At 42.0% G+C, this 20,823-nt stretch carries 17 protein-coding genes; 12 read left to right on the top strand and 5 right to left on the bottom strand.

Annotated features, from left to right (window positions below):
- Position 1: 1 nt before the first annotated feature.
- Positions 2 to 784, bottom strand: coding sequence for a protein-ADP-ribose hydrolase (locus tag FXZ76_RS06230; RefSeq protein ID WP_079536779.1), 783 nt, complete (start codon positions 782 to 784; stop codon positions 2 to 4).
- Between the two features lie 311 nt (positions 785 to 1,095).
- On the opposite strand from FXZ76_RS06230, the gene FXZ76_RS06225 reads away from it, so the two are divergent.
- Together FXZ76_RS06225 and FXZ76_RS06220 are read left to right on the top strand one after the other, a co-directional pair.
- A complete protein-coding gene (locus FXZ76_RS06225) occupies positions 1,096 to 1,608 on the top strand; it encodes a nitroreductase family protein (RefSeq protein WP_079536777.1) in 513 nt (170 codons plus the stop codon).
- Between the two features lie 8 nt (positions 1,609 to 1,616).
- The gene (locus FXZ76_RS06220) at positions 1,617 to 2,135 is read left to right on the top strand and encodes a metallophosphoesterase family protein (protein ID WP_079536775.1); all 519 of its coding nucleotides are present in this window, start codon (positions 1,617 to 1,619) and stop codon (positions 2,133 to 2,135) included.
- Positions 2,136 to 2,850: 715 nt separating this feature from the next.
- Here the strand turns inward: FXZ76_RS06220 and FXZ76_RS06215 are convergent.
- Positions 2,851 to 3,636 carry a cupin domain-containing protein gene (locus FXZ76_RS06215; RefSeq protein ID WP_079536772.1) on the bottom strand — a complete coding sequence of 262 codons (786 nt, stop codon included), beginning with the start codon at positions 3,634 to 3,636 and terminating at the stop codon, positions 2,851 to 2,853.
- Positions 3,637 to 4,024: 388 nt separating this feature from the next.
- Between FXZ76_RS06215 and FXZ76_RS06210 the strand changes: the two genes are divergently transcribed.
- The gene (locus FXZ76_RS06210) at positions 4,025 to 4,417 is read left to right on the top strand and encodes a hypothetical protein (RefSeq protein WP_079536770.1); all 393 of its coding nucleotides are present in this window, start codon (positions 4,025 to 4,027) and stop codon (positions 4,415 to 4,417) included.
- Positions 4,418 to 5,103: 686 nt separating this feature from the next.
- Here FXZ76_RS06210 and FXZ76_RS06205 read toward each other — a convergent pair.
- From FXZ76_RS06205 to FXZ76_RS06195, 3 genes are all read right to left on the bottom strand, one after another.
- The gene (locus FXZ76_RS06205; RefSeq protein ID WP_079536768.1) at positions 5,104 to 5,982 is read right to left on the bottom strand and encodes a 4Fe-4S binding protein; all 879 of its coding nucleotides are present in this window, start codon (positions 5,980 to 5,982) and stop codon (positions 5,104 to 5,106) included.
- A gap of 182 nt (positions 5,983 to 6,164) precedes the next feature.
- Positions 6,165 to 6,329, bottom strand: a complete 165-nt coding sequence (locus tag FXZ76_RS06200) for a CD1871A family CXXC motif-containing protein (protein ID WP_147571572.1) — start codon at positions 6,327 to 6,329, stop codon at positions 6,165 to 6,167.
- A 262-nt stretch (positions 6,330 to 6,591) separates the two neighbouring features.
- Positions 6,592 to 7,035, bottom strand: a complete 444-nt coding sequence (locus FXZ76_RS06195) for a TlpA family protein disulfide reductase (RefSeq protein ID WP_231961770.1) — start codon at positions 7,033 to 7,035, stop codon at positions 6,592 to 6,594.
- Between the two features lie 780 nt (positions 7,036 to 7,815).
- Between FXZ76_RS06195 and FXZ76_RS06190 the strand changes: the two genes are divergently transcribed.
- The 9 genes from FXZ76_RS06190 to FXZ76_RS06150 all read left to right on the top strand — a co-directional run bounded on the left by FXZ76_RS06190 (position 7,816) and on the right by FXZ76_RS06150 (position 20,807).
- On the top strand, positions 7,816 to 8,475 hold the full coding sequence (locus FXZ76_RS06190; protein WP_079536764.1) for a TorD/DmsD family molecular chaperone: 660 nt from the start codon (positions 7,816 to 7,818) through the stop codon (positions 8,473 to 8,475).
- Positions 8,476 to 8,903: 428 nt separating this feature from the next.
- On the top strand, positions 8,904 to 11,483 hold the full coding sequence (locus tag FXZ76_RS06185; protein WP_079536761.1) for a molybdopterin-dependent oxidoreductase: 2,580 nt from the start codon (positions 8,904 to 8,906) through the stop codon (positions 11,481 to 11,483).
- Positions 11,476 to 11,994 carry a 4Fe-4S dicluster domain-containing protein gene (locus FXZ76_RS06180; protein ID WP_079536759.1) on the top strand — a complete coding sequence of 173 codons (519 nt, stop codon included), beginning with the start codon at positions 11,476 to 11,478 and terminating at the stop codon, positions 11,992 to 11,994. Before FXZ76_RS06185 ends, FXZ76_RS06180 begins: the two co-directional genes overlap by 8 nt.
- 1,148 nt (positions 11,995 to 13,142) lie before the next feature.
- On the top strand, positions 13,143 to 13,913 hold the full coding sequence (locus tag FXZ76_RS06175; protein ID WP_079536757.1) for a transposase: 771 nt from the start codon (positions 13,143 to 13,145) through the stop codon (positions 13,911 to 13,913).
- A 669-nt stretch (positions 13,914 to 14,582) separates the two neighbouring features.
- Positions 14,583 to 15,149 (top strand): guanylate kinase, encoded by a 567-nt coding sequence (gmk, locus tag FXZ76_RS06170; RefSeq protein ID WP_079536755.1) that lies wholly within the window; start codon positions 14,583 to 14,585, stop codon positions 15,147 to 15,149.
- Positions 15,150 to 15,173: 24 nt separating this feature from the next.
- Positions 15,174 to 15,434, top strand: a complete 261-nt coding sequence (locus FXZ76_RS06165; RefSeq protein WP_079536753.1) for a DNA-directed RNA polymerase subunit omega — start codon at positions 15,174 to 15,176, stop codon at positions 15,432 to 15,434.
- A 3-nt stretch (positions 15,435 to 15,437) separates the two neighbouring features.
- Positions 15,438 to 16,619: a tRNA uracil 4-sulfurtransferase ThiI gene (gene thiI, locus FXZ76_RS06160; RefSeq protein ID WP_079536750.1), complete on the top strand. Its 1,182-nt coding sequence runs from the start codon at positions 15,438 to 15,440 to the stop codon at positions 16,617 to 16,619.
- 584 nt (positions 16,620 to 17,203) lie between these two features.
- A complete protein-coding gene (locus FXZ76_RS06155) occupies positions 17,204 to 17,887 on the top strand; it encodes a helix-hairpin-helix domain-containing protein (protein ID WP_162273050.1) in 684 nt (227 codons plus the stop codon).
- 502 nt (positions 17,888 to 18,389) lie between these two features.
- On the top strand, positions 18,390 to 20,807 hold the full coding sequence (locus FXZ76_RS06150; RefSeq protein ID WP_147571570.1) for a DNA internalization-related competence protein ComEC/Rec2: 2,418 nt from the start codon (positions 18,390 to 18,392) through the stop codon (positions 20,805 to 20,807).
- Positions 20,808 to 20,823 lie beyond the last annotated feature (16 nt).

Genomic DNA, 20,823 nt, shown 5'->3' with positions numbered 1-20,823 from the left:
GTTAATTGTTGATTCCTAGAAGTCGACCATATATCTCTTGATCTTTGTCTAGGAATACATTGAATATGACTTTTTCAATTGAGGTATTGTGAGAATTAAGCCATTTCTCGCATGTGGAAATAGCAATTTTTGCGGCTTCGGTATTCGGAAAGCTGAATTGGCCTGTTGATATGCAACAAAAAGCTAAGGTTGTAAGACTCAATTCGTTTGCCGCCAAAAGACACGACTCGTAACATGATTCAAGTGTTGCACAATCTCGTTCCGTTGGTCTATCTTTAATAATTGGCCCAACTGTGTGCAACACATATTTACAAGGAAGGTTGTACCCAGGTGTTATTTTGCATCGGCCAAAAGGCTCTGTGTGCCCTTGCTTTTTGATGATTCTGTCGCATTCAATGCGCATTTGAACGCCGGCAAACGTTTGAATGCAGTTATCGATGCAGATGTGATTTGGAATCCAACACCCTGTCAACCCCCCATTGGCTGCGTTTACAATCGCATCGCATTTAAGAAGAGTAATGTCACCTTGCCAAAGGCACAGTTTTCCACGAGCAGGAGCAAGATTCGAGGGGTCAAATACTCCTTTTCGCGCAATTTCTTCTTTGAGATAATCGTCCTGAACTTCAAGAAATACTTTTGAAGCAGGAGTTGATGGGCGAACGTTTAACAAGCCTCGTAACAAGATTTTCTGTTCTATTGCAGATTTAGGCAGCGAAGCAACGTGTTCGCCTCGCTCTTTTTGAAGTTCTCTGATGAGGAATTCTCTTCGTTCTTCTTGATTCATAGACCGATTTTACATCATGCAGGTTTTTCACTGGTGCCAGACATGAAACACTGGTGCCAGACATCGCGCAACGGTGACAGACATAAAACACTGGTGCCAGACATGATTTAGAACATAATGTTTGCCAATAGTTTTCAATAGTGTCAGTCATGAAATACAGGTGGTTAACATTGGTGCCAGACATATTTTTCCAGTAGACTGATCTTCCCGCATTGGTTCCAGACATGAAGCACTGGTGCCAGACATGAATTTAAAGAGTCCTTATGTTGTGGTAAATTCAAACTGACGGTTAATTGAAGAAGGAGTTAACAGTGGATTTCGCCGATGTCATTACTAATCGATATTCCTGCAAAAAGTATTCCAACAAGGCAATCTCAGATGACGTTTTGAATGAAATCCTTGAGGCTGGGAGGGTTGCTCCGACAGCCAAGAATTTACAGGAGCATAGGATTTATGTTTGCCAGAAACCAGAGGACCTCGAACTGATTGATGAAATAACTCCTTGTCGTTATGGCGCGCCTATCGTTTTGGTGGTTGCCTACGACACTAACAACGTTTTCACCTATCCAGGCGACGCGCGCGATTCTGGAATCGAAGATGCTTCTATTGTTGCTACTCATCTCATGTTAGGCGCCGCAAACGCAGGTGTTGACAGTTGCTGGTTGAACTTCTTTGACCCCACCAAGGCAAAGTCAGCTCTTGAATTGCCCGAAAATGAAGAGGTTTTGATGCTTCTTGATTTGGGTTATGCTGCTGAAGGCGCTGGTCCGCTTCCGAATCATAATTCGAGAAAACCGCTCTCAGATACTGTAGTCTTTCGTTAGGTTTGCACATGCTTGTAGGAATTGTCTCGGATACGCACGGTACGCTGCCTCTTAAAGCGGAGGATTTGTTAACTAAGTGCGACCACATTGTCCACGCTGGAGACATTTGTGTTCCGGACATCCTTCGACAACTTCGGCGCATCGCTCCGACGACTGCTGTCATGGGAAATAATGACTTTCGTGAGTATGGTGATGATGTTGACAAGTTTGCATACGTGGTGCTTGATGGCGTTTTGCTTACTGTGACACACTACCCTCAGAAGATTAGACCAAGAACTGAAAAGCTTTTGAAGGAAAATGATGAATTTGCCGATTTTGCTGGGGAAATTGTTGCTGTGCATGGTCACACTCACACTGCTCGCCTTGAAACTGGGAGCTCAGCTGCTCCTGCAGGCTATTTAATCTGCCCTGGTTCATTAGCCTTTCCACGTACTCCCGCGGGCGAGACGCTAGGATTTGCAGAATTTGAAAGTGGTGTAGTAAAAAATATTTGGATTGAGGCTCTAGATGGCCGTTGCATTTTGTAGATAGGTTGCTAATCATACATCGAGCACGAACCCTACAGGGTTTCTTAATGTGCCATTTTTCTTTCTAGCTGCTTTTTTATATTGGTGCCAGACATAAAGTTATTGAATGCAGAGCTTCCGACCAGACTTCATTCAAGGGTGTCAGCCTCTTTTTATTGAGAATAACCCCATTCACTGAATTTCTTCAAGCAATTGTCTCTTATACAATCCAGTTACTTTTGCTCGTGCGAGCCTCGTTCAATGGTGCCAGACATAAAGATATTGAGTGCAGAGCTTCCGATCATACTTCGTTTAAGGGTGTCAGCCTCTTTTTATTAGGAATAAGCCCATTCACTGAATTTCTTCAAGCAATTGTCTTTTATACAATCCAGTTACCTTTGCTCGTGCTAGCCTCATTCACTGGTGCCAGACATTAAGTTATTGAATGCAGACCTTCCGACAATACTTCGTTTAAGTGCGTCAGCTTTCTTTAATGCAGGTAATGGAATTGTCATTTCAATCGCTGCTATATATAAAAACTGTCGGTTAGCTCATATGACTTTTAGTCCTGCAAATTCGTCCTCTTGATAAGCAATGCTTTTCAATTTCACTTTTTTCCCTATTGGGTTAAAAGTTTTAGAATATGAGCGTAAGGCAGATAAACGTTCAGAATTGATCTGTTTTTAGCCTCAGTTAATTCAGTTGTTTTGTCGGGAAAGTGTTTTTACTCCACCTTTTATTCGAGTGTCAGGAGCAATGCCATCTTGAATTTACCATCCGCTTTGACCCAATGTCGGCCATTTTTTGCAAAATGGAAACACTCACCAGCTTTGATTGAGTGTTCCTCTCCTTCATAGCCAATGATTCCTTTTCCATCCAATGCGAAAATTAATGCCTCTCCCGGCGCGGAGTGCTCTGAGAGTCCCTGACCTTCGTCGAATGCCATCATCACAAACTTCATTTTGTCGTTGTGTGCAATGTCCATATTGACAATTCGTCCTTCTTGATATGGGAGAATATCCTTCAAAACGAAAATTTCTCCTGGATGCACTGCTTCATTCATTATGTCTGACCTCCTAATTTCTAACTCAGTGTACACTGCCGAGCTTTTTGATCTAAATCCAACCGGAACGTTGGTTGGCGTAAGAATTGATTCACCTTTTCTTAACAATTTTTGGCCCGTCGAAGTCGAATTCGGATTCTCATAATTGAGTTGTTGGTCTTCTTGACCTGATTTGTTTGCAGTAGGGCTGCTGATGTCTGATTCGGCTTTTCGTTTGTACTTGTCTTCATGATTGGAGCACGCGGAACTATCTTTAAAACCATATACTTCAAGTTCGCCCTCGTTAACCAATATTAGTTTATGGTAAGGAAAAACTTCTGCACTTATGTCGGTGTTCTTTGCGAGAGAAAAGTAAATTAATGGATTTTCGCCTTGCAGAATTGCTCTACTGACGGTGCATCCGCTCACTGGCGGATTATCGCGAGCGACCGAGAATGATTGTCCTATTTTTTCTTTCATGAATGAATATTAGTTCACTTTGTCCGATGTTAGATGCTTTATTTCACCGGTGATAGTCTTTTTGCATTGGTGCCAGTCATGAATCACTGGTGCCAGACCAAAATATCTGATCGATTAATCATACTGATTCATTTATCTCTACGTTGTCTTTGCCCAAGTTTGTAATTGCGAAAACTATTTTCACTGGTGCCAGACATGAAATTGAACAACTGTGGAAGACCAAAATATCTGATCAATCATGTAGTTTCATTTATCTCTTAGTTGCCTTTGCTCCAGTTTGTTATGGTAAAGACCTTTTTCACAGGTGTCAAACGTAATTGCTCTTTGATTTTTAAATACAATTTTCTAGGATGAATTGTGGACGTTTAAGCTAGGAGGATTTTTAATTATGTCAGCAGGGAATATAAAAAAGACAGTTTCTCTTGTTATTGGAATAGCCTGTCTTGTTGGAATTTTTGCTGCGGAAGTTGCCGCAAATAATGGAGTGTCTTTTGAATGGTTTGATACCGGAATTGGAGGAACAATGACAACTTCGGATTTGATGACTGTGACCCTTGCCCCACTCGCATTTGTGGTTCTCGCTTCGGTTTTCTTCTTCGTTTTCCGCGGTAATCGTTCGATGATTTCTTACCAAGTTTTGCTCTTGAGTTTTGTTTCTTTTATCTTGTGCTGTCAAATTTCGTCCGCCGAGGGATTCGACGTAAACTCGGTTGATTCAATCGCGCTTGTTATCGGGGTTTTTGGGACGATAGTTCTTTCTTTGGGTAACTACGCAAAATAAAGTCACAGCGTCTTTTTTATTGGGATCTGTCATTCAGCAGTGGTGCCAGTCATGAAACATTAGTGCCAGACATAAGCTCTCAGCAGAGGTGTCAGACATGAATCACTGGGCAATTTACATTGGGGTCAGACATAAATGACTGAAAGCAGCAACGGTGCCAGTCATGAAACATTAGTGCCAGACATAAGCTCTCAGCAATGGTGCCAGTCATGAAGCAGTGGTGTCAGACATAAATGACTGAAAGCAGCAACGGTGCCAGTCATGAATCACTGGTGTCAGACAAAATTCCGCTAACCATAATCCCCTGGTACAAACGGTAATTTACTTTAGTGCCAGACATGAATTCTCTGTATCAGCAGCGGTGCCAGTCGTGAAACAGTGAAACATTAGTGTCATACGTGAATTCTTCCAACTAGAATCCATGGGTATAGGTGGCAATTTACATTGGGGTCAGACATAAATGTCTGAAAGCAACAATGGTGCCAGTCGTGAAACAGTGAAACATTAGTGTCAGAAATAAGCTCTCAGCAATGGTGCCAGTCATCAATCAAGTGAGCAAAGAATCACTGGTGCCAGTCATGAACTCTTAGCAACGGTGTCAGTCATGAACTCTTAGCAAAGGTGCCAGTCATGAATCGCTGGTGCCAGATATAACATGCTGTTCAATTCTGCAAGGAGTCGAGCGATTACTGTGCAGGATTCGCGTTTGCTTCTTTCTTCTTTTTATGTTCAAAGAATGAGAGGTTTAGCGCTTCGAAGTTGCAAGCGCAAACGCATTTTTTGCACCTGATGCACTCAATGGAGTTCGGCTCCTTTGTGGGATCAATGTCCATTGGGCACACCTTTGCACATTTTCCGCATGAAATGCAGTTTTGAGGCATGAACTTCATCGAGTAAAGGCTGACTTTGTTAAGCAAGCCATAAATTGCCCCGAGTGGGCACAGTGCTTTGCAGAAAAATCGCTCGCATAGTGTGCACATTACTATCGTTATTACAAGAATGATCATCTTCCATGAAAACAAGAATCCAACTAGGGACTGAAGCATTGGTTGTGTAGCAAGAAGCGGTATTCCAGCTTCGAGAGTTCCCACTGGGCAAATCCATTCGCAAAATGCAGGTGCTCCAGTTCCAAATTCAGTGAACGCAATTGGAGCAATAATCACGAACCCTATGAGAATTACATATTTTAAATATCTGAAAGGCCTTGGAAGTTTAACTTTTGGGCTTGGAATTTTGTGAATTAGTTCTTGAATTAGGCCGAATGGGCACAAAAATCCGCAGATTGCGCGTCCAAAAACAACACCAAGCGCAAGAAGGAAACCAACTACATAGAAACTGAAATCGAATTTTGATGAGCCAGCGACTGCTTGAAGAGCGCCTATTGGACACGCAGTCGTAGCGGCAGGGCATGAATAACAATTTAGTCCAGGATTGCAGAAGTTTTTCCAATTGCCCTTATAAATTTGTCCACCTGCGAAGTTCTGAATGTTCGCATTTGAAAAACCAAAAGCCACTACTTGGATGATTTTTCTCTTTGCCTCAGTTTTGATGTTCTTAATTTTCATCTTTCCTCAGTTTTATTTTTTTGAACATGAAGTCTATGGAATAGAAAATGGTGCGACTTACATAATTCGTTGCTTTGAAAGAGCCTAATTTCGCTTTTTCTTATTTGCGAAACGCACAAAGAGCATTTTTTTCTCTTTGTAGAGAACGAAGGCTAGTTGATTATTTCGGCTAATGCCTGGGATTAACCGAGGCCAATGCATTCGAGGCATATGTTAACTGCTCTCGTGAACACAACCTCAATTTCGCCTCTAGCAATCCCGACTGCGATAAAAGAAACTGCGACAACAAGCAAGGCAATAGTTGCTATTAATTTAGTTTTATTGTCCTGAAAAATCTTCTTGTCCACTATTTTCTCCGATGGAAAAGTTCCCTGAGTTATCAATCAAGTATTTAAATCCTATTGTTGGTTTATGGTCTTATCCTTTTTAAACCTGTTCTTCTCTTGTTTTTTTGTTTATCGCATTGCCTACAACTTTCGTTTAAATCTGTCTTCACTTTTCAATAGAATCCTTGCACACTATTAGAGAAAAGTGCACGCCAAGGTAAATTTATCTATTTCTTTTCTGAAGGACTTTGTTTTTATTGATTCTGTTGATGGCTAGGAAAGATTATTTTGCCAGGCAGTCTTGTAACGCTTGCTTATATGCGTCTACCTGTGCTCCAACAATTGGGCCAGCCACAACTTGTCGATTGCTATCTACTATATATGTAGTTGGAATTCCTACGAGAGTTTGAATTGCAGGTGCCAGCGAATCGTTTGCAAGCACGTTAGTGAATTTCACACCTTTAGAGTTGCAAATTTCAACCGCTGTGTCAAAACTTGAGCTACCTTTTGAATCAACATCGCAAACCACGCCGATTAATTGAATGTCAGGCTCCATACCTTTAGACCATTCAGCTAAATCCTGCATTTCGCTAATGCACGGTGAACAGTAGGTTCCCCAAAAGTTAACCACCGTGAACTTTTTGTTTGAGAAAACATCTCCCGTAATCGTGTTGCCATCAAGGTCCGTCGATTCGAAATTTGGCATCTCAGTAAGTTGCTGTTTCACTTCGTCCTCCGCATTGTTCGACCATGTTGAATTATTAGATGCGCACCCCGCAAGGGAGAGCGCGAAGAAAACTGTAAGAATTAATAACGTGAGAAAATATCGTTTACTTCTTTGGATAAACATGAGTCTCCTTTTCCTACGGTCCATTATACATTTTCGATTATTCACACTGTCTGTTAACACAACTCATTTAATCGAGGATGGTGTGTTTGGAAAGCACTTAAATTTTTTTAAGAAACTGTTAAGAATTTTATTAACACAAAAGAAAGCCAATGTTTAGTTGATTTGTTGGAACTTAAATGAGAAACTGACCAGGCTTTGACAGTCAAGGAAGAGTTTTTAAGTTGCTATTCTTGACGATAAGCAATAGGTAAATGATTTCTAGATTAAGAAAAGAGCTATGTAACTTGTAAGTTGAATGCTTAAAAGCCAATTGCGATTTTTGAAGCTCACTTGAATGCTATTAGTTGAGGACTTAGTCAGTTGTCGTATGAAGGTATTTGACTGAGAGTTTCTCCTGTCAAGAAATGCATCGGAAGGCTTTTTTGCAGAGCAAGCAAGAAATGATTTAAATACTATGAGGACGGGGGGGATTCGATTGAGAGTCCTCCGCGGTTCCTCGTCTGTTTGTTAGAATCCTTCAAATAGAAATTTGAAATTAAGCACTGTTCGCAATTGTGTCAGACATGAATCGCTGGTGCCAGACATGATTTTAAGGTGATTGCTAATCGCGCGCCTCAACGAACAAATATGATTTAAAAATCGCTAATGGAGTAAAGAGTGGACAACGATAAAACAGATATCTTCAATTTTCTGCAGGAAAAAGAAGAGTTCTATAGTTTCATGAGCATGGTCTTTATGGACAGCCCTACAAACGCTTTTTGCACGACGCTTTGGGGAATGCTCAATGAAGACTATTTCCCATTGGCTGATAACAATATCGAGCTTCATGCGCTGTGCTTATCTTTAAGAGAAAAACTTCGGGAAACTAATCTTGAGGAGTTCACTCAAGCTCTCTCGCAAGAATATTACAATCTCTTTTTTGATCCATGCGGGATTAACGTTTCCCCCTGGCAGTCTAGCTACACTAATAAGGAGCAGCTACTTTTCCAGGAGACCGACGGTCAGGCAAAAGCGATGTATCGCCGCTATGGATATAAGGTTGAAGACAATCATTTGCCTGGTGATCACATTGCAATTGAACTCGATTTTTTAAGCAAGCTCTCGAGCCGGGAGCTTAAAAACATTGACTCTGTCATTCAAGGAGGCAACAAACAACTTCTGAGTGACATCCAAAATTTTATTTGCAAACACATCCTCTCATGGATTGATGAATTTATTGATTCATTAAAAGATAATGCCAGCGTTTACTATTTGCTATTCGCCTCGATGGTAAAAATCGTTTGTGAGGAAGATAAGGCTTTTATGCCTAATTTATAAGTGATGAGTAGTTTGCTCATTTTGTAGAGGGACAGTCAATTCCTCGCGCTTGTTTTCTGCAAAACCAATTTTCTGCCAAAAGCTCTTCTCGCTCTGGACCTTGAAGTTTGAATCTGTTCTCTTTTTGTTAATAAGGAGGAGGATTCTTGAATTCTTTAGGTAATTTGAAGTTTTGTCTAGAGATTAAAAATAGAGTAGTTTAAGCTGCATTTGAGTGACCGAACTCAATTAATTTGCATTTGACAACAATCTGTTTCTATTGGCAAAGCGTTAGAGATGGGTAGGTTTAGTAATAAATACACAGAACTCTGCTTCTTGTTCAAGAAACGAGTTGTGAAATTCTGTTAAATTCTCGGGAGAGTACTGAGCTTTCCTGATTTTAAAAACTAAATAGTAATAAATATTCAAAATTTAGGAGTAAAGGACTAATGAATCTTGAAGAAACCTTGAAGGGGAGGGATTTCAGCCGAAGAACCTTCCTCAAGGGACTTGCTGTGCTTAGTGCAGCCACGATGCTTGATGGCTGCACTAATAAACTATCAAATGTTGTCGAGGAAGACGCATTCAAAAAGGCTGAAGAGGCTACAGGTGAGGCAGTTTGGAAAAACGCACCTTGCTGGCACAATTGTGGTGGCACTTGTTGCTTAAAAGCGCAGGTCAAAGGCGACACAATTGTGAGACTAAAAACCGACGATTCCCACCCCGATTCCTATGACTACCCTCAACAAAGGGCATGTGTCAGAGGTCTTTCGGAGAGACTTCAAATCGTTGGAAAAGAGCGTTTAAAATACCCAATGAAGCGCAAGCATTTTGACCCAGAAGGCAAAAAAGGTAAAGACATGCGCGGAAGAGACACGTGGGAGCGCATATCTTGGGATGAGGCACTCGACATCGTAGCTTCACAACTCAAAAAAGCCAAGCAGAATTATGGCAATAAATCCATTTACCTTCTTGATGGTGGTGAAATGAAGCGCACACTCGCGCTTTATGGTGGATATGTTGCAAAGTCTGGCAGCCGTTCTAAGGGATGCTGGAACAAGGCAATGGAGCCAATTTGTGGTGTTACTGCAAAGAGCCACTGCTTGAATGACCGCATGGATTTGATGAATGCAAAACTGATTATTTTGTGGGGATGCAATCCTGCACAATCTTCAATGGGCATGCCACTTTTGAACTTGAGAAGAGCAAAAGAGGCTGGCGCGAAAATCATTTGCATTGATCCAATGTTTACGAGAACGGCGGCTGTACTTGCCGATGAATATTACCCTATTCGACCCGCAACAGACACTACTTTACTTCTCGCTTTGTCCTATGTAATTATTCAGAAGGACAAAGAAGCTGGAGGCAGCATCATAGATTGGGACTTCCTTAATCGTTGCACTATCGGTTTTGACGCTGATCATATGCCAGAGGGTGCTAATGTGGAAGAAAACTACATGGATTATGTCCTTGGAACATATGATAATGAACCAAAGACACCTGAATGGGCATCGAAAATCTGCGGAACCCCTGTTGAGGACATCAACAAAATCGCCGAGATGATTATCAAAAACAAGCCTACAACTTGTCTCTTCAGCTGGAATTCTGCTCGTGTTGAGAAGGCTCAGCATGTTTGCCTAGCACAAATGGCACTTGGTAGTTTGACGGGCAACATGGGAATTAAAGGTGGAGCCTTCTCTTGTAGTTCTCAAGAGTCGTCGACTAACGGTGGTCCTAACCTCATCAAGAAAGGCAAAGACAGAATCGAGGAAATCAAAAATCCTCTGTCTAAGCCTAAACTTTGCACAAACCATCACTGGCAAGACATTGTCTCTGGCACATGGCGCGATGGCAAAAATGGATTAAAACCGCTTGATATTCATGTGATTTATCACAGCCACAGCGCGACATTAAATCAGACCAACAACGTGAACAAAGGCATCGAAGCGCACCACAAAGTCGATTTTGTTGTGACGAACCACTATACATTTACGCCAGAATGTCAATATTCTGACGTTGTCCTTCCTGTGACTACTCCATGGGAAAAAGAAGGTGAGGTTTTACAAGGAAATCGTGAAGCGATTATATGGACAGAAAAAGTAATTGAGCCATATTTTGAGTCAAAAGACGATGCATGGATTGCTGAAGAAATTGCAAAGCGCCTTGGAGTTGATGCCTATCAGGCAAACCCTGTGAATAACAAACAGCGCTGCTATAACATCATTGCTGGCACAACAGTTGTTAAGGAAAACGGCAAGGATTATGAAAAGCTCGTGAGCGTTACTGAAGATGATCTCAAAGAACTAGGAGTGAAAGGTAAACCTCAGTATGGTCGTGTTCCTATTCTTGAACTGAAGAAGGCCGGAATTTATCAAGTGGAACGTCATCTTGGTGACAACTATGGCTACATTGCTAATAAGAAGCTTCGTCAAAATCCTGAGGCCAATCCGATTAAAACCGAGAGTGGAAAGATTGAGCTTTATTGCAAGGCTTTGAAGAAAGCTGTTGATAAAGCTGGTTGGAACAAGGGATATGCCTATGCTAAATATGTTCCGCCAACTGAAGGATATGAAGCGACTTTCAAAGATTTTGAGAATGGCGTTAAAGGTGAGTATCCCTATCAAGTGCTTGGTATTCATGATTTGCGTGGAACACACACCGTGTTTAATCAGGTGAATTATTTGCGTGAGGCTTTTCCGTATGAGCTTGAGGTCAATCCTATTGACGCAAAAGAAAAGGGCTTCAAAGAGGGCGAAGTGATTGAAATCTTTAATTCTCGTGGAAAAATTCTGCGTAAACTTCACATCACTGAGCGCGTTATGCCTGGCGTCATTGTCATTCATGAGGGTGTTTGGGTAGACATGAAAGACGGAAGATGCATCGCCGGCTCTCCTAATGTTTTGACGGGCGATTTTCCATCGGGGCCAGACGTAGAGTCGTGGAATGCTTGTATTGCAGATATGAGGAAGTCGAGCGTATCTCTTGAAGAAGATTGGAAAGTTGATTTGGCGGTGAAGTTAGATGGCTAGAGGATTTTTTATCGATGAAACTAAGTGTACAGGTTGCAAGGCTTGTGTTGTCACATGCAAAGACAAGCGTAATCTTGATGCTGGTTTTAATCTTCGTTTTGTGAACAGCCAGGTGTGGGGTTCGTTTCCTCATGTGAGAATGAGCTATCACTCAAGAAGCTGCAATAATTGCAAGAACCCTGCATGCGTGGAAAATTGTCCATCTGGCGCAATGAGTCGCGACAACGAGCTTGGAGTTGTAAAGGTCGACCTAGACGTTTGCATTGGTTGCGGAAAATGTGCGAAAGCTTGTCCTTTTGGCGCGCCAACAATCGATTCTGATAAGAAGAAGAGTATGAAGTGTGACTTCTGCTTTGACCTTACAAAAGACGGGCAGAATCCAGCTTGCATGGATGTTTGCAACTCACGTGCGCTCGAGTTTGGCGACCTCGACGAGTTACAAAGGGCGCATCCTGATGCGAAGGGAGTAGAAGGGGACACTCGTCCGAACACGCTGGTTCTTTTTAAGTAGAAGTTTTTTGGTGGCAGTGATTGCGCGGTTGGTGCTGGTGCTGGCGATCTTTTCGCCGGCACTGGTGAGTCATCAGTCACTGGTGCCAGTCATGTTTTGCAGTTGCAGGTCAGTCAAAGGTGACAGTCATAACGCACTAGTGCCAAACATGAATTTGGTGTCAAAGAAAAATCGACTGCAATTAGCAAAAGAGTCAGTCCAACCACATTTGTGCCAGACATGTTTTTAAATTGTTTAATTTACTTATTTCATGGCGTTGACGTTATTGGCCAGCGCCTTTTAAGTTGTTGCGAAAAGCCTTGTGGCTAGTTTATAGCGTTGGTGTCAGACTTCTTGCATTGGTGTCAGACATGACGCATTGCATCATGGGTTACCAGCTCCAGCTGAATGTTCTGTTTAATAGCAAATTTATTCAATTCGCAAGGTGACAGTCGTTAGCCACTGGTGCCAGACATACATTTGGTTCAAAGAAATCAGGCTGAACTAATTCGCAAAAGTGACAAACGTGTTACATTGGTGACAGACATGAATTCAAGATTGCATGTTTAAGTGCTGCCATTGAAGACAGTCTTCAAGCGCTGGTGACAGACATGAATTCGGGATTAGATGATAGTCTTTAGTTCTGGTTTCAGACATGTCTCATTGGTGTCAGTCATGTCGTACTGATCTTGCACTGGTGGTAGGCATAACACATTGTTCGCAGATGTAATGATTAGTAACTACAGTTGACTTGGTTCGTTCAATTATTTTGTGATGTATCGGTAATTTACTGTGGGATTTATCGGGAAATTACCTGTATAAAGGTGTTTTTATGAATTGTTCATTTGTAGCAAAAATTCGTTTTTACTAATTATCTTGACTTTTTTGACTCAATTTTCACAGCTCTGCCTATAAATTTCACTGGTGACAGACATGAATGCAGAAATCGTCGGTTGAGCCAGCAATGGTGACAGACATCAATTTCTGCTGAAATTATCTTCGAGATTACCCAGCATAGACTTATTTTTTACAAAATCATCATCTTGATGTTCACTTATTCAACACTTAAATCATCAGTTTTGGATAACCATTTCTTTCTTATTTTTCTTCACTTTTATGACTAGGCTTATTTATCAACAATTAAGACTTCGCGAGAAAGAGGAGACAAAATGTCAAGACCGCCAAGATGCAACTCTCCGATTGGGGTTCTAAATATCGGGCAAAAAGGGCACAACGACCAGGTAATTTTTTATTCTGATGAGGACCGTGGGTATTACATTGAATGCCTGCAAAATGCATGCGATAAGTTCGGGATAGTGTTGCTCGCCTACGTGCTGATGTCGAACCACATTCATGCGCTGTTTTATGGGGACATTAAAAAGTGCGACAAGGTTTTTAGATCCATTGGGTCGCGGTACGTTAAGTGGTTTAATCGAAAATATGGCCGGTCGGGCACCTTGTGGAATTCGCGTTTTTATTCGAAACCTGTGCAGGATGAGCTGCAATTTTTGCAAACCGCCGCATACATTTTCAACAACCCCGTCAAGGCGGGAATGGCCAAGCGGGCAGAAAATTACAAGTGGTCTTCATTCAAGGATCTAGATTCTGAAAAAATCGATGCTAAAGCTAAGGAAATCCTGGATACTACGCTCTCGATTTCGTATCTCAAGCAGTACACACATGATGTTGCCGAGAGTCAAATGAGTCCCGATGACGAGAAAGAGTTCGAAGTGATTCCAAACAGCACGCCATCGGATATGTTGGTGATTGATGCGGTGAAACGAATTGTGAAAGAGAAAAATCTTGGCAAAATATCTGCTCTGTCCAGGTCACTTTTAAGAAAACTTGTGAAGTCGCTTCTAAAACTTGGATCTAATATAAATCAAATTTCTCGGGTCACGGGTCTGACTAGGCATCAAGTTGGCATTCTTGCGACGTAAAGATGTCTTTATAACTTTAGCAATTTTAAAACTGAGAGTTCTGGGCGAGGTATTTCGTTTTGTCATATAAGTTTTTGTGCTGCTGAGTTGTGAGAACACGACATCTGATACTTACAGTTGACCTTACTCTGTACTAGACGAAAGTTCACTCTAATTGAAGCGTTGTCATTAGTTTCACTTGAACTTTTTGGCTAGTTCATGGCTTGTTTTGTTTTGTTTTGCGGTATTTTTTGCCCTTTAAACAATCCCTGAGAATTCGCTTATTTTGCATTTTCCGGCGTTATTCTCGTGATTTCTGCTTAGTCTTTTCGTAACTTGCTATCTCCCTCGCAAAAGTGCCAGTCATGAAACAGTTATTGTGCACTAACGCCAGTGATGAATCAATGCTAATGCTTCATTAGTACCAGTCATGGATTCCCAGCACTGGTGACAGACGTGATTGATTAGTGATGTTTCATTAGTGCCAGTCATGAATTTTAACGCTAGAAAAAGACATGCAGCAATCGTAACAAACGCAAATCATTAGTGCCAGTCATGAATTCGCAGCACTGGTGACAGACGCAAAGCATTAGTGCCAGTCATGAATTTCAACGCTAGTGAATGACGTTCAGTACTGGTGCCAGACATAAACTCCTGTACTTCCTCCGCAACTGCGCTACACTACTTTCTATGGAAAATGAATACGAAAAACTAGTTATTATTTCATCGCCATCAGGTGGCGGTAAAGGAACGCTTATTAAAAAGTTGCTCGATGATGTCGACGGAGTTTGGCTGAGTGTTTCAGCAACCTCGCGTCAGCCACGCGAGGGAGAGACGAACGGCAAATCCTATTATTTTATGTCTCGCGATGAATTCAAAGAATCAATTGAACAAAATGGGTTTCTTGAATGGGCTGAATACAGTGGCAATCTTTATGGGACTCCTCGTAAATATATTCATGATCATTTAGACAATGGGGATGTTGTCCTTTTGGAAATCGAAGTTCAGGGTGCTTCAGATGTAATGAAAAAGTGCCCAGGGTGTCACAGCGTTTTTATTATGCCTCCTTCGTTAGAAATTCTCGAGAGCAGGCTTCGAGGCCGTAACACCGATTCCGAAGAATCAATTAGAAAGAGAATGCAGGCTGCTGAGTTCGAGCTCGAGTGCGCCGAGCAGTACGAGAAGATAATTGTAAATGACGACCTAGATGTTGCATTCAAGGAGCTAAAAGAGTATATTAATAGGGTTGCAGATTAACTCTATAAATAGGAGATTTTCATAATGAGCGTTGTAGAACCAAAAATTCACGAACTTCTTAACAGGTCGGAAAACGACAGATTCTTACTTTGCTCGATGGCATCGAAGCGTGCTCATGACATTAATGACATGATGAGAGGCCAGCGCAACCGCGCAGTTAGTACGGAGACTGCAAAGGAAATTGCGCAGGCCAGCACTGTAAAACCACTTTCTATGGCATTTAATGAGATTTATCGCGGGGAAGTTTCTTACGATCCTCAAACCATCGACGCTATTCATCACTAAACCATGGCAGCTGACACTTTCCAGCGTGTCGTTCTCGTTCATTACCACGAAATTGGTCTAAAAGGGCACAATCGCGGTAGGTTTGAACAGAAGCTTGTAGACAATATAAAAGCTCTTACTTGCGATTTTCCTGTTTCCGCTTGTCATCGTATTAGCGGGCGAATAGTTGTCTTCTTAAAGGAAGGAACAACGCACGATGAACAGGTGCGTGCGCAGGAGTTTATTGCCACAATACCCGGAATTCAGAGGGTTTCGGCAGGTTTTAAGTGTCTTGCTGAATATGACACCATGAAAGAGCTTGCGGTTGAGGCGTTGGCTGATGCAGGTGAGTTTCAGACTTTTAAAGTGCAGGCTAGGAGAAATCACACAAATTTTGAGCCTGACTCCATGGTTCTAAATCGGGAAATCGGCGAAGTTCTTTGCAATGCTTTCCCTGAGAAGAAAGTGAAGATGAAAGAACCTGATGTTACCGTTAACGTTGAGGTGATTGAAAATCAGTGCTTTGTCTGTGCGCGGTCCATTGCTGGGGTTGGTGGCTTGCCAGTTGGCACTTCAGGCAAGGTTATATGCTTGTTGTCTTCGGGGATTGATTCTCCAGTTGCAGCTTGGAAGATAGCGAAACGTGGGGCAACTTGCATTGGTGTGCATTTTTCGGGTCGCCCTCAAACTGGAGACGAATCGGAATACCTTGTGGACGACATTGCCAGGGTGCTTGCAAAACGTGGCTGTATGCACCAGTATTTTGTTTGCCCGATTGGCGACTATCAGAGGAAAATTGCTCTTTCTTGCACACCGAAGCTTCGTGTTGTTCTCTATCGCAGACTCATGTTTAAGGTGGCTAACGCACTTGCTGAACAATGTGGTGCCAAGGCGATTGTTACAGGTGAAAGTCTAGGTCAGGTTGCTTCTCAGACAATAGAGAATATGATTGCCACTTCTGATGCGTCTGAAAAAATGGTTCTTCGTCCATTGATTGGCTTTGACAAACTCGAGATTATTGATGAGGCAATCAGGCTTGGTACTTTTGAAATATCATCGCAAGACGCCTCGGATTGTTGTACTTTGTTTATGCCAAAAATGCCTGAAACCCATGCGCATTTGGATGAGGTCAAAAAGGAAGAAGAGTTTTTTGATCCTTCGTGGATTGACGAAATCGTAGCTTCGGCAGAACTCCACAGAGTCTAATCTATTTTCATCATTTTTTCTCTTAGCTACCTTTTAGGTAGTTTTTATCCCTTTTTGCTTCAATTTACACTGGTGGCGGTCATGAAGCACTGGTGCCAGACATGAATTTGTGTCGTGAAATAACACTGGGGTCAGTCATCACGCATTAGTGTCAGACATGAATTTGTGTCGTGAGTTTACAATGGTGCCAGGCATGAAGCACTGGTGCCAGACATGCACTTAAATGTATTATTAGAAATGTTTCATTTCTTCAATTTTGTATTATCTGTCGAATTAACGCTTTAATAAGGCGTCGATTTTCCTAGACTCCAGTCAATTATGCCTGTGTAACCACGATTTATACACTGGTGCCAGTCATGATTGTCGGCCATTTACACTGGTGCCAGACATGAATGTGTCTCATCTGCAAAAGCGGCAATTTCATTTAGATTCTGTATTATTTTCCCAGTGTCAGTGCATTTTTTCATTTCTGTATTCACTCGTTCAACACTTGTTTATTCACTTTTGGTGGGTAATTCTTTCTTAGTTTTTTGGATTGTTCAAGCTAGGCTTTTGAGTTAGCAATTTGAATGAAGGAGGTGCTTGTGCCATTCCAAGAATTTGCCTCTAATTTCAAGGAGGATGAAAAAGAGAAGAACCAAAAGCCAGTCTATATGGTAGGAATCGCCTTGCTTCTTATAGTTGCGATTGCTTACTTTGCTTTTAATGTTTTTACCACTGGTGAAAATTCGGGATTTGAGGTCGAAAGCGTGAATTCTAAAGATGATGTTGTTGATTCTAAAAAAATATTTGTTCATGTCGCAGGGGAAGTTAATAATCCAGGGCTGCAAGAGCTAGATGCCGATGCGCGTGTGTCTCAGGCTATTGAGCTGGCCGGCGGAGCGACAGAGAATGCCGATCTAAATTCTGTGAATTTAGCAAAGAAATGCGAGGATGGCGAACAGATTATCATCCCAGCTAAAGTCGAGCCTGAGGTCGATGCTGATGGTGCTGCGGACGAAACACTTTCGGGTTCGGCTGCAAAGAGAAGTTCGGGAGCATCTACTTTGCAAGGAAGCGGTGGTGCGTCGGGAGCGGGGAAGGTAAACATAAACACCGCAGATGCCTCACTTCTACAAACAATTTCAGGCATTGGTCCTTCTAAGGCGCAAAAAATCATTGAGTACCGAAAGCAAAACGGCTCCTTTAAGTCCGTCGACGATTTAACGAATGTTAGTGGAATTGGTGTAAAGACTCTTGAGTCCATTAGGAGTCAGATATGCGTTTGAATTTAAAAATCCAGCTTGCATTGTTTTTTACTCCACAAGTTATCGTGAAGTGCGTACGACAAAAATCAAGCAATAGATTTGCATTGATTTGTATTCCTGTGGTAAATGTTTCAGAAATTCCGATGTCGTTTTTAATTGCTGTTGAATTGGGACGGTTTTTATTTAGGTACTGTTTTTCTGCATGTAGGTCTTGTGCAATTGTGGACCGGTTCGGACCATGCAAAGAATCAAAAATTAGCACTAAAAAGCAGCGCCTTTTGATAATCATTGTTAAACATCAGATTCGTTGCATCCTGCGTACTCGTCCGCTTTTAGATGGTCATGCTCTGGCTTTATTTTCAATGCCCTGTTCAAATATTATTTCGTCGTTTGATAGCTAGAGACTCCTGTGATTAGGCGACTGAAAAAGTTACGTTCATTCTTTCTGAAAAAGCTCTGTGCCTTGAGCTTCTTGGTGCGGTTACCCTTCTCTTTGCAAAAGTTGGTTTCAGCTTTTTCGACTTTGAAAATCAGAAAGAAAAAGTTTGGAAGCATTCATGGCGCTGGGCATGATTTTGCTATTTCGACTGGCGAACAAGGTGCGAATTTCGATGTTGTCATCGACGATAAAACGCCGCGCAAACCTTCAATGCCTTTTCTTTTGCCTTGTTCGCTCATTCTTTGGGGATCGTGTCTTCTCTCTTTTTTAGGTACGCGAAGTTTCGATGATTCCATGAAGAACACGCTTTTGTCTGTGTTTGCGTTCGGTCTTTTAATCTCTTTGTTTGCGTGTGTCCACAAGCAGCGTCGATGGCTTTTTCTTCTGCTTAGCTTTTTGATGCTAGGTGCTACGCTTGGTGTTTACAAAAACGTTTCTCTAGAATCCAACGCGATAATTGCACTAAATTCGTCAGTCGCAGAAATTGATGCGCAAGTGTTAGAAGACTCCACGACGGGAGAGTTTGGTAATCAAACAATTCTTTCGCTTAATTCGAAAGATTTCAGAGATTTGCGAGTGCTCGCCTATCTTGACAAGAACACATGTGTTTTGGTGGGAGAAAAGCTGAAAGTGAAAGGGACTTTTAAGAGTCTAAAGCCTGAGTCTAAAGACTTTAACTTTAATCGCTCCGTTTGTTCAATCCTTAAGGTTTCGAAAGCTGAAACTGTTTCGATAAACCCTGTCCTATCTGCAGTTGTGAACATGCGCAGAGATTCAATCCGCAATTTCGAGACTTTCGGAGGGCAGTGCGGTGGGCTGTTGCAGGCTTTAGTTTGCGGCTATAAAAACACCATTGAAGATGATGGAACATACGAAGAGTTTAAGGTCTGTGGGTTGGCTCACACGGTTGCCGTTTCTGGCGCACATCTTGCAATTGTTGTTAGCTTTTTTCTGTTATTGCTAAAAAAATTCAAGGTCAGTCATCGCGCATCTTCGTTTTCGTCTGTTGCAATTGTTCTTTGTTATCTTCTATTTTCTGGTATTCCCATCTCGGCAGTTAGATCAGCGATAATGGTGGTTTTGTGTCTGATTGCTGGTGTCCAGGAAAGACGCGCGGATTCTTTAAACGCGCTTTCTCTTTGCATAATTCTTTTTATTGTTGCCGATGCTTCAACGTGCACATCGGTTTCTCTATATCTCTCTTCTGCTTCGACATTCGGGATAATTGTGTTTGCGCGATTGTTTAGTTCATGGGCTGATTGCAGAAATAAAGTCGCAAATGGCATCATCATTCAGCCGATTGCTCTCACCATGGCAGCTAATTTGATGACGCTACCTTTTTCAGCTGCTATCTTTTCGCAAATATCGACAATTTCCGTGATTGCTAATATGATTGCTACTCCTCTTTTCTCTGCTGCGTGCGTGTTTGGACTTTTGACAGCCCTGATTTCTATCTTTTTTCCCGCCATTGCGAGTTTTTGTTGTTTTGGCGCATCTGTTGTTGCATTTCCGCTTTACGAGTGCGTCGAAATTCTGGGCAGAATTCCTTTTGCTTGCATACCGTTGGATTTTGACGTGGTTCTATCGATTTTATTCTCTGCTCTTCTCGCTCTAAGTCTTATTGTTGTTTGGCCAAAATTAAGCAGAAGGCTGGCTTGCGCATCTCTTTCTGTTTGCATAATGCTGCCGTTTGCTTTTGTTTTTGTCTCCTTCATCGTTCCACAAAACCGAATTGCTTTTATAGATGTGGGACAGGGAGACGCTATATTAATTCAAAGCAACGGTTGCAATTTTCTCGTTGATACTGGGAACAATGAAACAAAATTAAGAACAGGATTGGCTAAGTTGGGCGTATTTTCGCTAGATGGGGTTCTAATAACCCATCACGATGACGACCACATGGGTTGTTTGGAGGTTCTTAGGAGTTACGAAAGCATAGGCGCTGTTAATTCTGCCGCAGATGCGAAAACTTGCGCTTGTGAGGGATGCAATCGACTTCGATCCGCCGCTACAGAAGCCACTGGGAAAGAGTTGTGCGGTTTGACAGTTGGTGATTGCGTTCGAGCTGGGAATTTTTCATGCAAGGTTGTGTGGCCGATGGAATTCTCGAATGAAGGAGGGAACGAAGATAGTGTTTGCCTTAAAGTTTCTTGTAATGCAAATAGCGATTCTGAGGCAGAATTTTGCGCTCTGCTTACTGGAGATGCAGAAAAAGAACCGCTTCGGCAGTTGCTTCAGCAAGAAAACCTTGGGACAATTGACATTTTTAAAATCGGCCATCATGGCTCTAAAATTTCGGTTGACGATGCATTGCTGGATGAGCTAGAACCATCAGTCGCATTGATTTCTGTCGGGAAGGGGAACAGGTATGGGCATCCATCATCCGAGGCGTTAGGGCTCCTTCAAAAGCATGATGTGAGGGTTTTTTGCACGGATGAGCTTGGCACGATTATAGTAACCCCGAAGTTTCCGACAGGTTTTTCTGTTAGCACGCATGGCTAAAGGATTTTGATGCTGA

This window comes from Phoenicibacter congonensis (assembly GCF_902386915.1).
GTDB classification, from domain to species: domain Bacteria; phylum Actinomycetota; class Coriobacteriia; order Coriobacteriales; family Eggerthellaceae; genus Phoenicibacter; species Phoenicibacter congonensis.
Note: the sequence above shows the minus strand (reverse complement) of the source record. Positions and strands in the feature narration are given on the sequence as shown.

Coding starts and splice junctions, on each gene's coding strand:
- FXZ76_RS06185 (WP_079536761.1), top strand. CDS start 8,904: ATGAATCTTGAAGAAACCTTGAAGGGGAGGGATTTCAGCCGAAGAACC.
- thiI (WP_079536750.1), top strand. CDS start 15,438: ATGGCAGCTGACACTTTCCAGCGTGTCGTTCTCGTTCATTACCACGAA.
- FXZ76_RS06210 (WP_079536770.1), top strand. CDS start 4,025: ATGTCAGCAGGGAATATAAAAAAGACAGTTTCTCTTGTTATTGGAATA.
- FXZ76_RS06215 (WP_079536772.1), bottom strand. CDS start 3,636: ATGAAAGAAAAAATAGGACAATCATTCTCGGTCGCTCGCGATAATCCG.
- FXZ76_RS06230 (WP_079536779.1), bottom strand. CDS start 784: ATGAATCAAGAAGAACGAAGAGAATTCCTCATCAGAGAACTTCAAAAA.
- FXZ76_RS06165 (WP_079536753.1), top strand. CDS start 15,174: ATGAGCGTTGTAGAACCAAAAATTCACGAACTTCTTAACAGGTCGGAA.
- FXZ76_RS06220 (WP_079536775.1), top strand. CDS start 1,617: ATGCTTGTAGGAATTGTCTCGGATACGCACGGTACGCTGCCTCTTAAA.
- FXZ76_RS06205 (WP_079536768.1), bottom strand. CDS start 5,982: ATGAAAATTAAGAACATCAAAACTGAGGCAAAGAGAAAAATCATCCAA.
- FXZ76_RS06175 (WP_079536757.1), top strand. CDS start 13,143: ATGTCAAGACCGCCAAGATGCAACTCTCCGATTGGGGTTCTAAATATC.
- FXZ76_RS06180 (WP_079536759.1), top strand. CDS start 11,476: ATGGCTAGAGGATTTTTTATCGATGAAACTAAGTGTACAGGTTGCAAG.
- gmk (WP_079536755.1), top strand. CDS start 14,583: ATGGAAAATGAATACGAAAAACTAGTTATTATTTCATCGCCATCAGGT.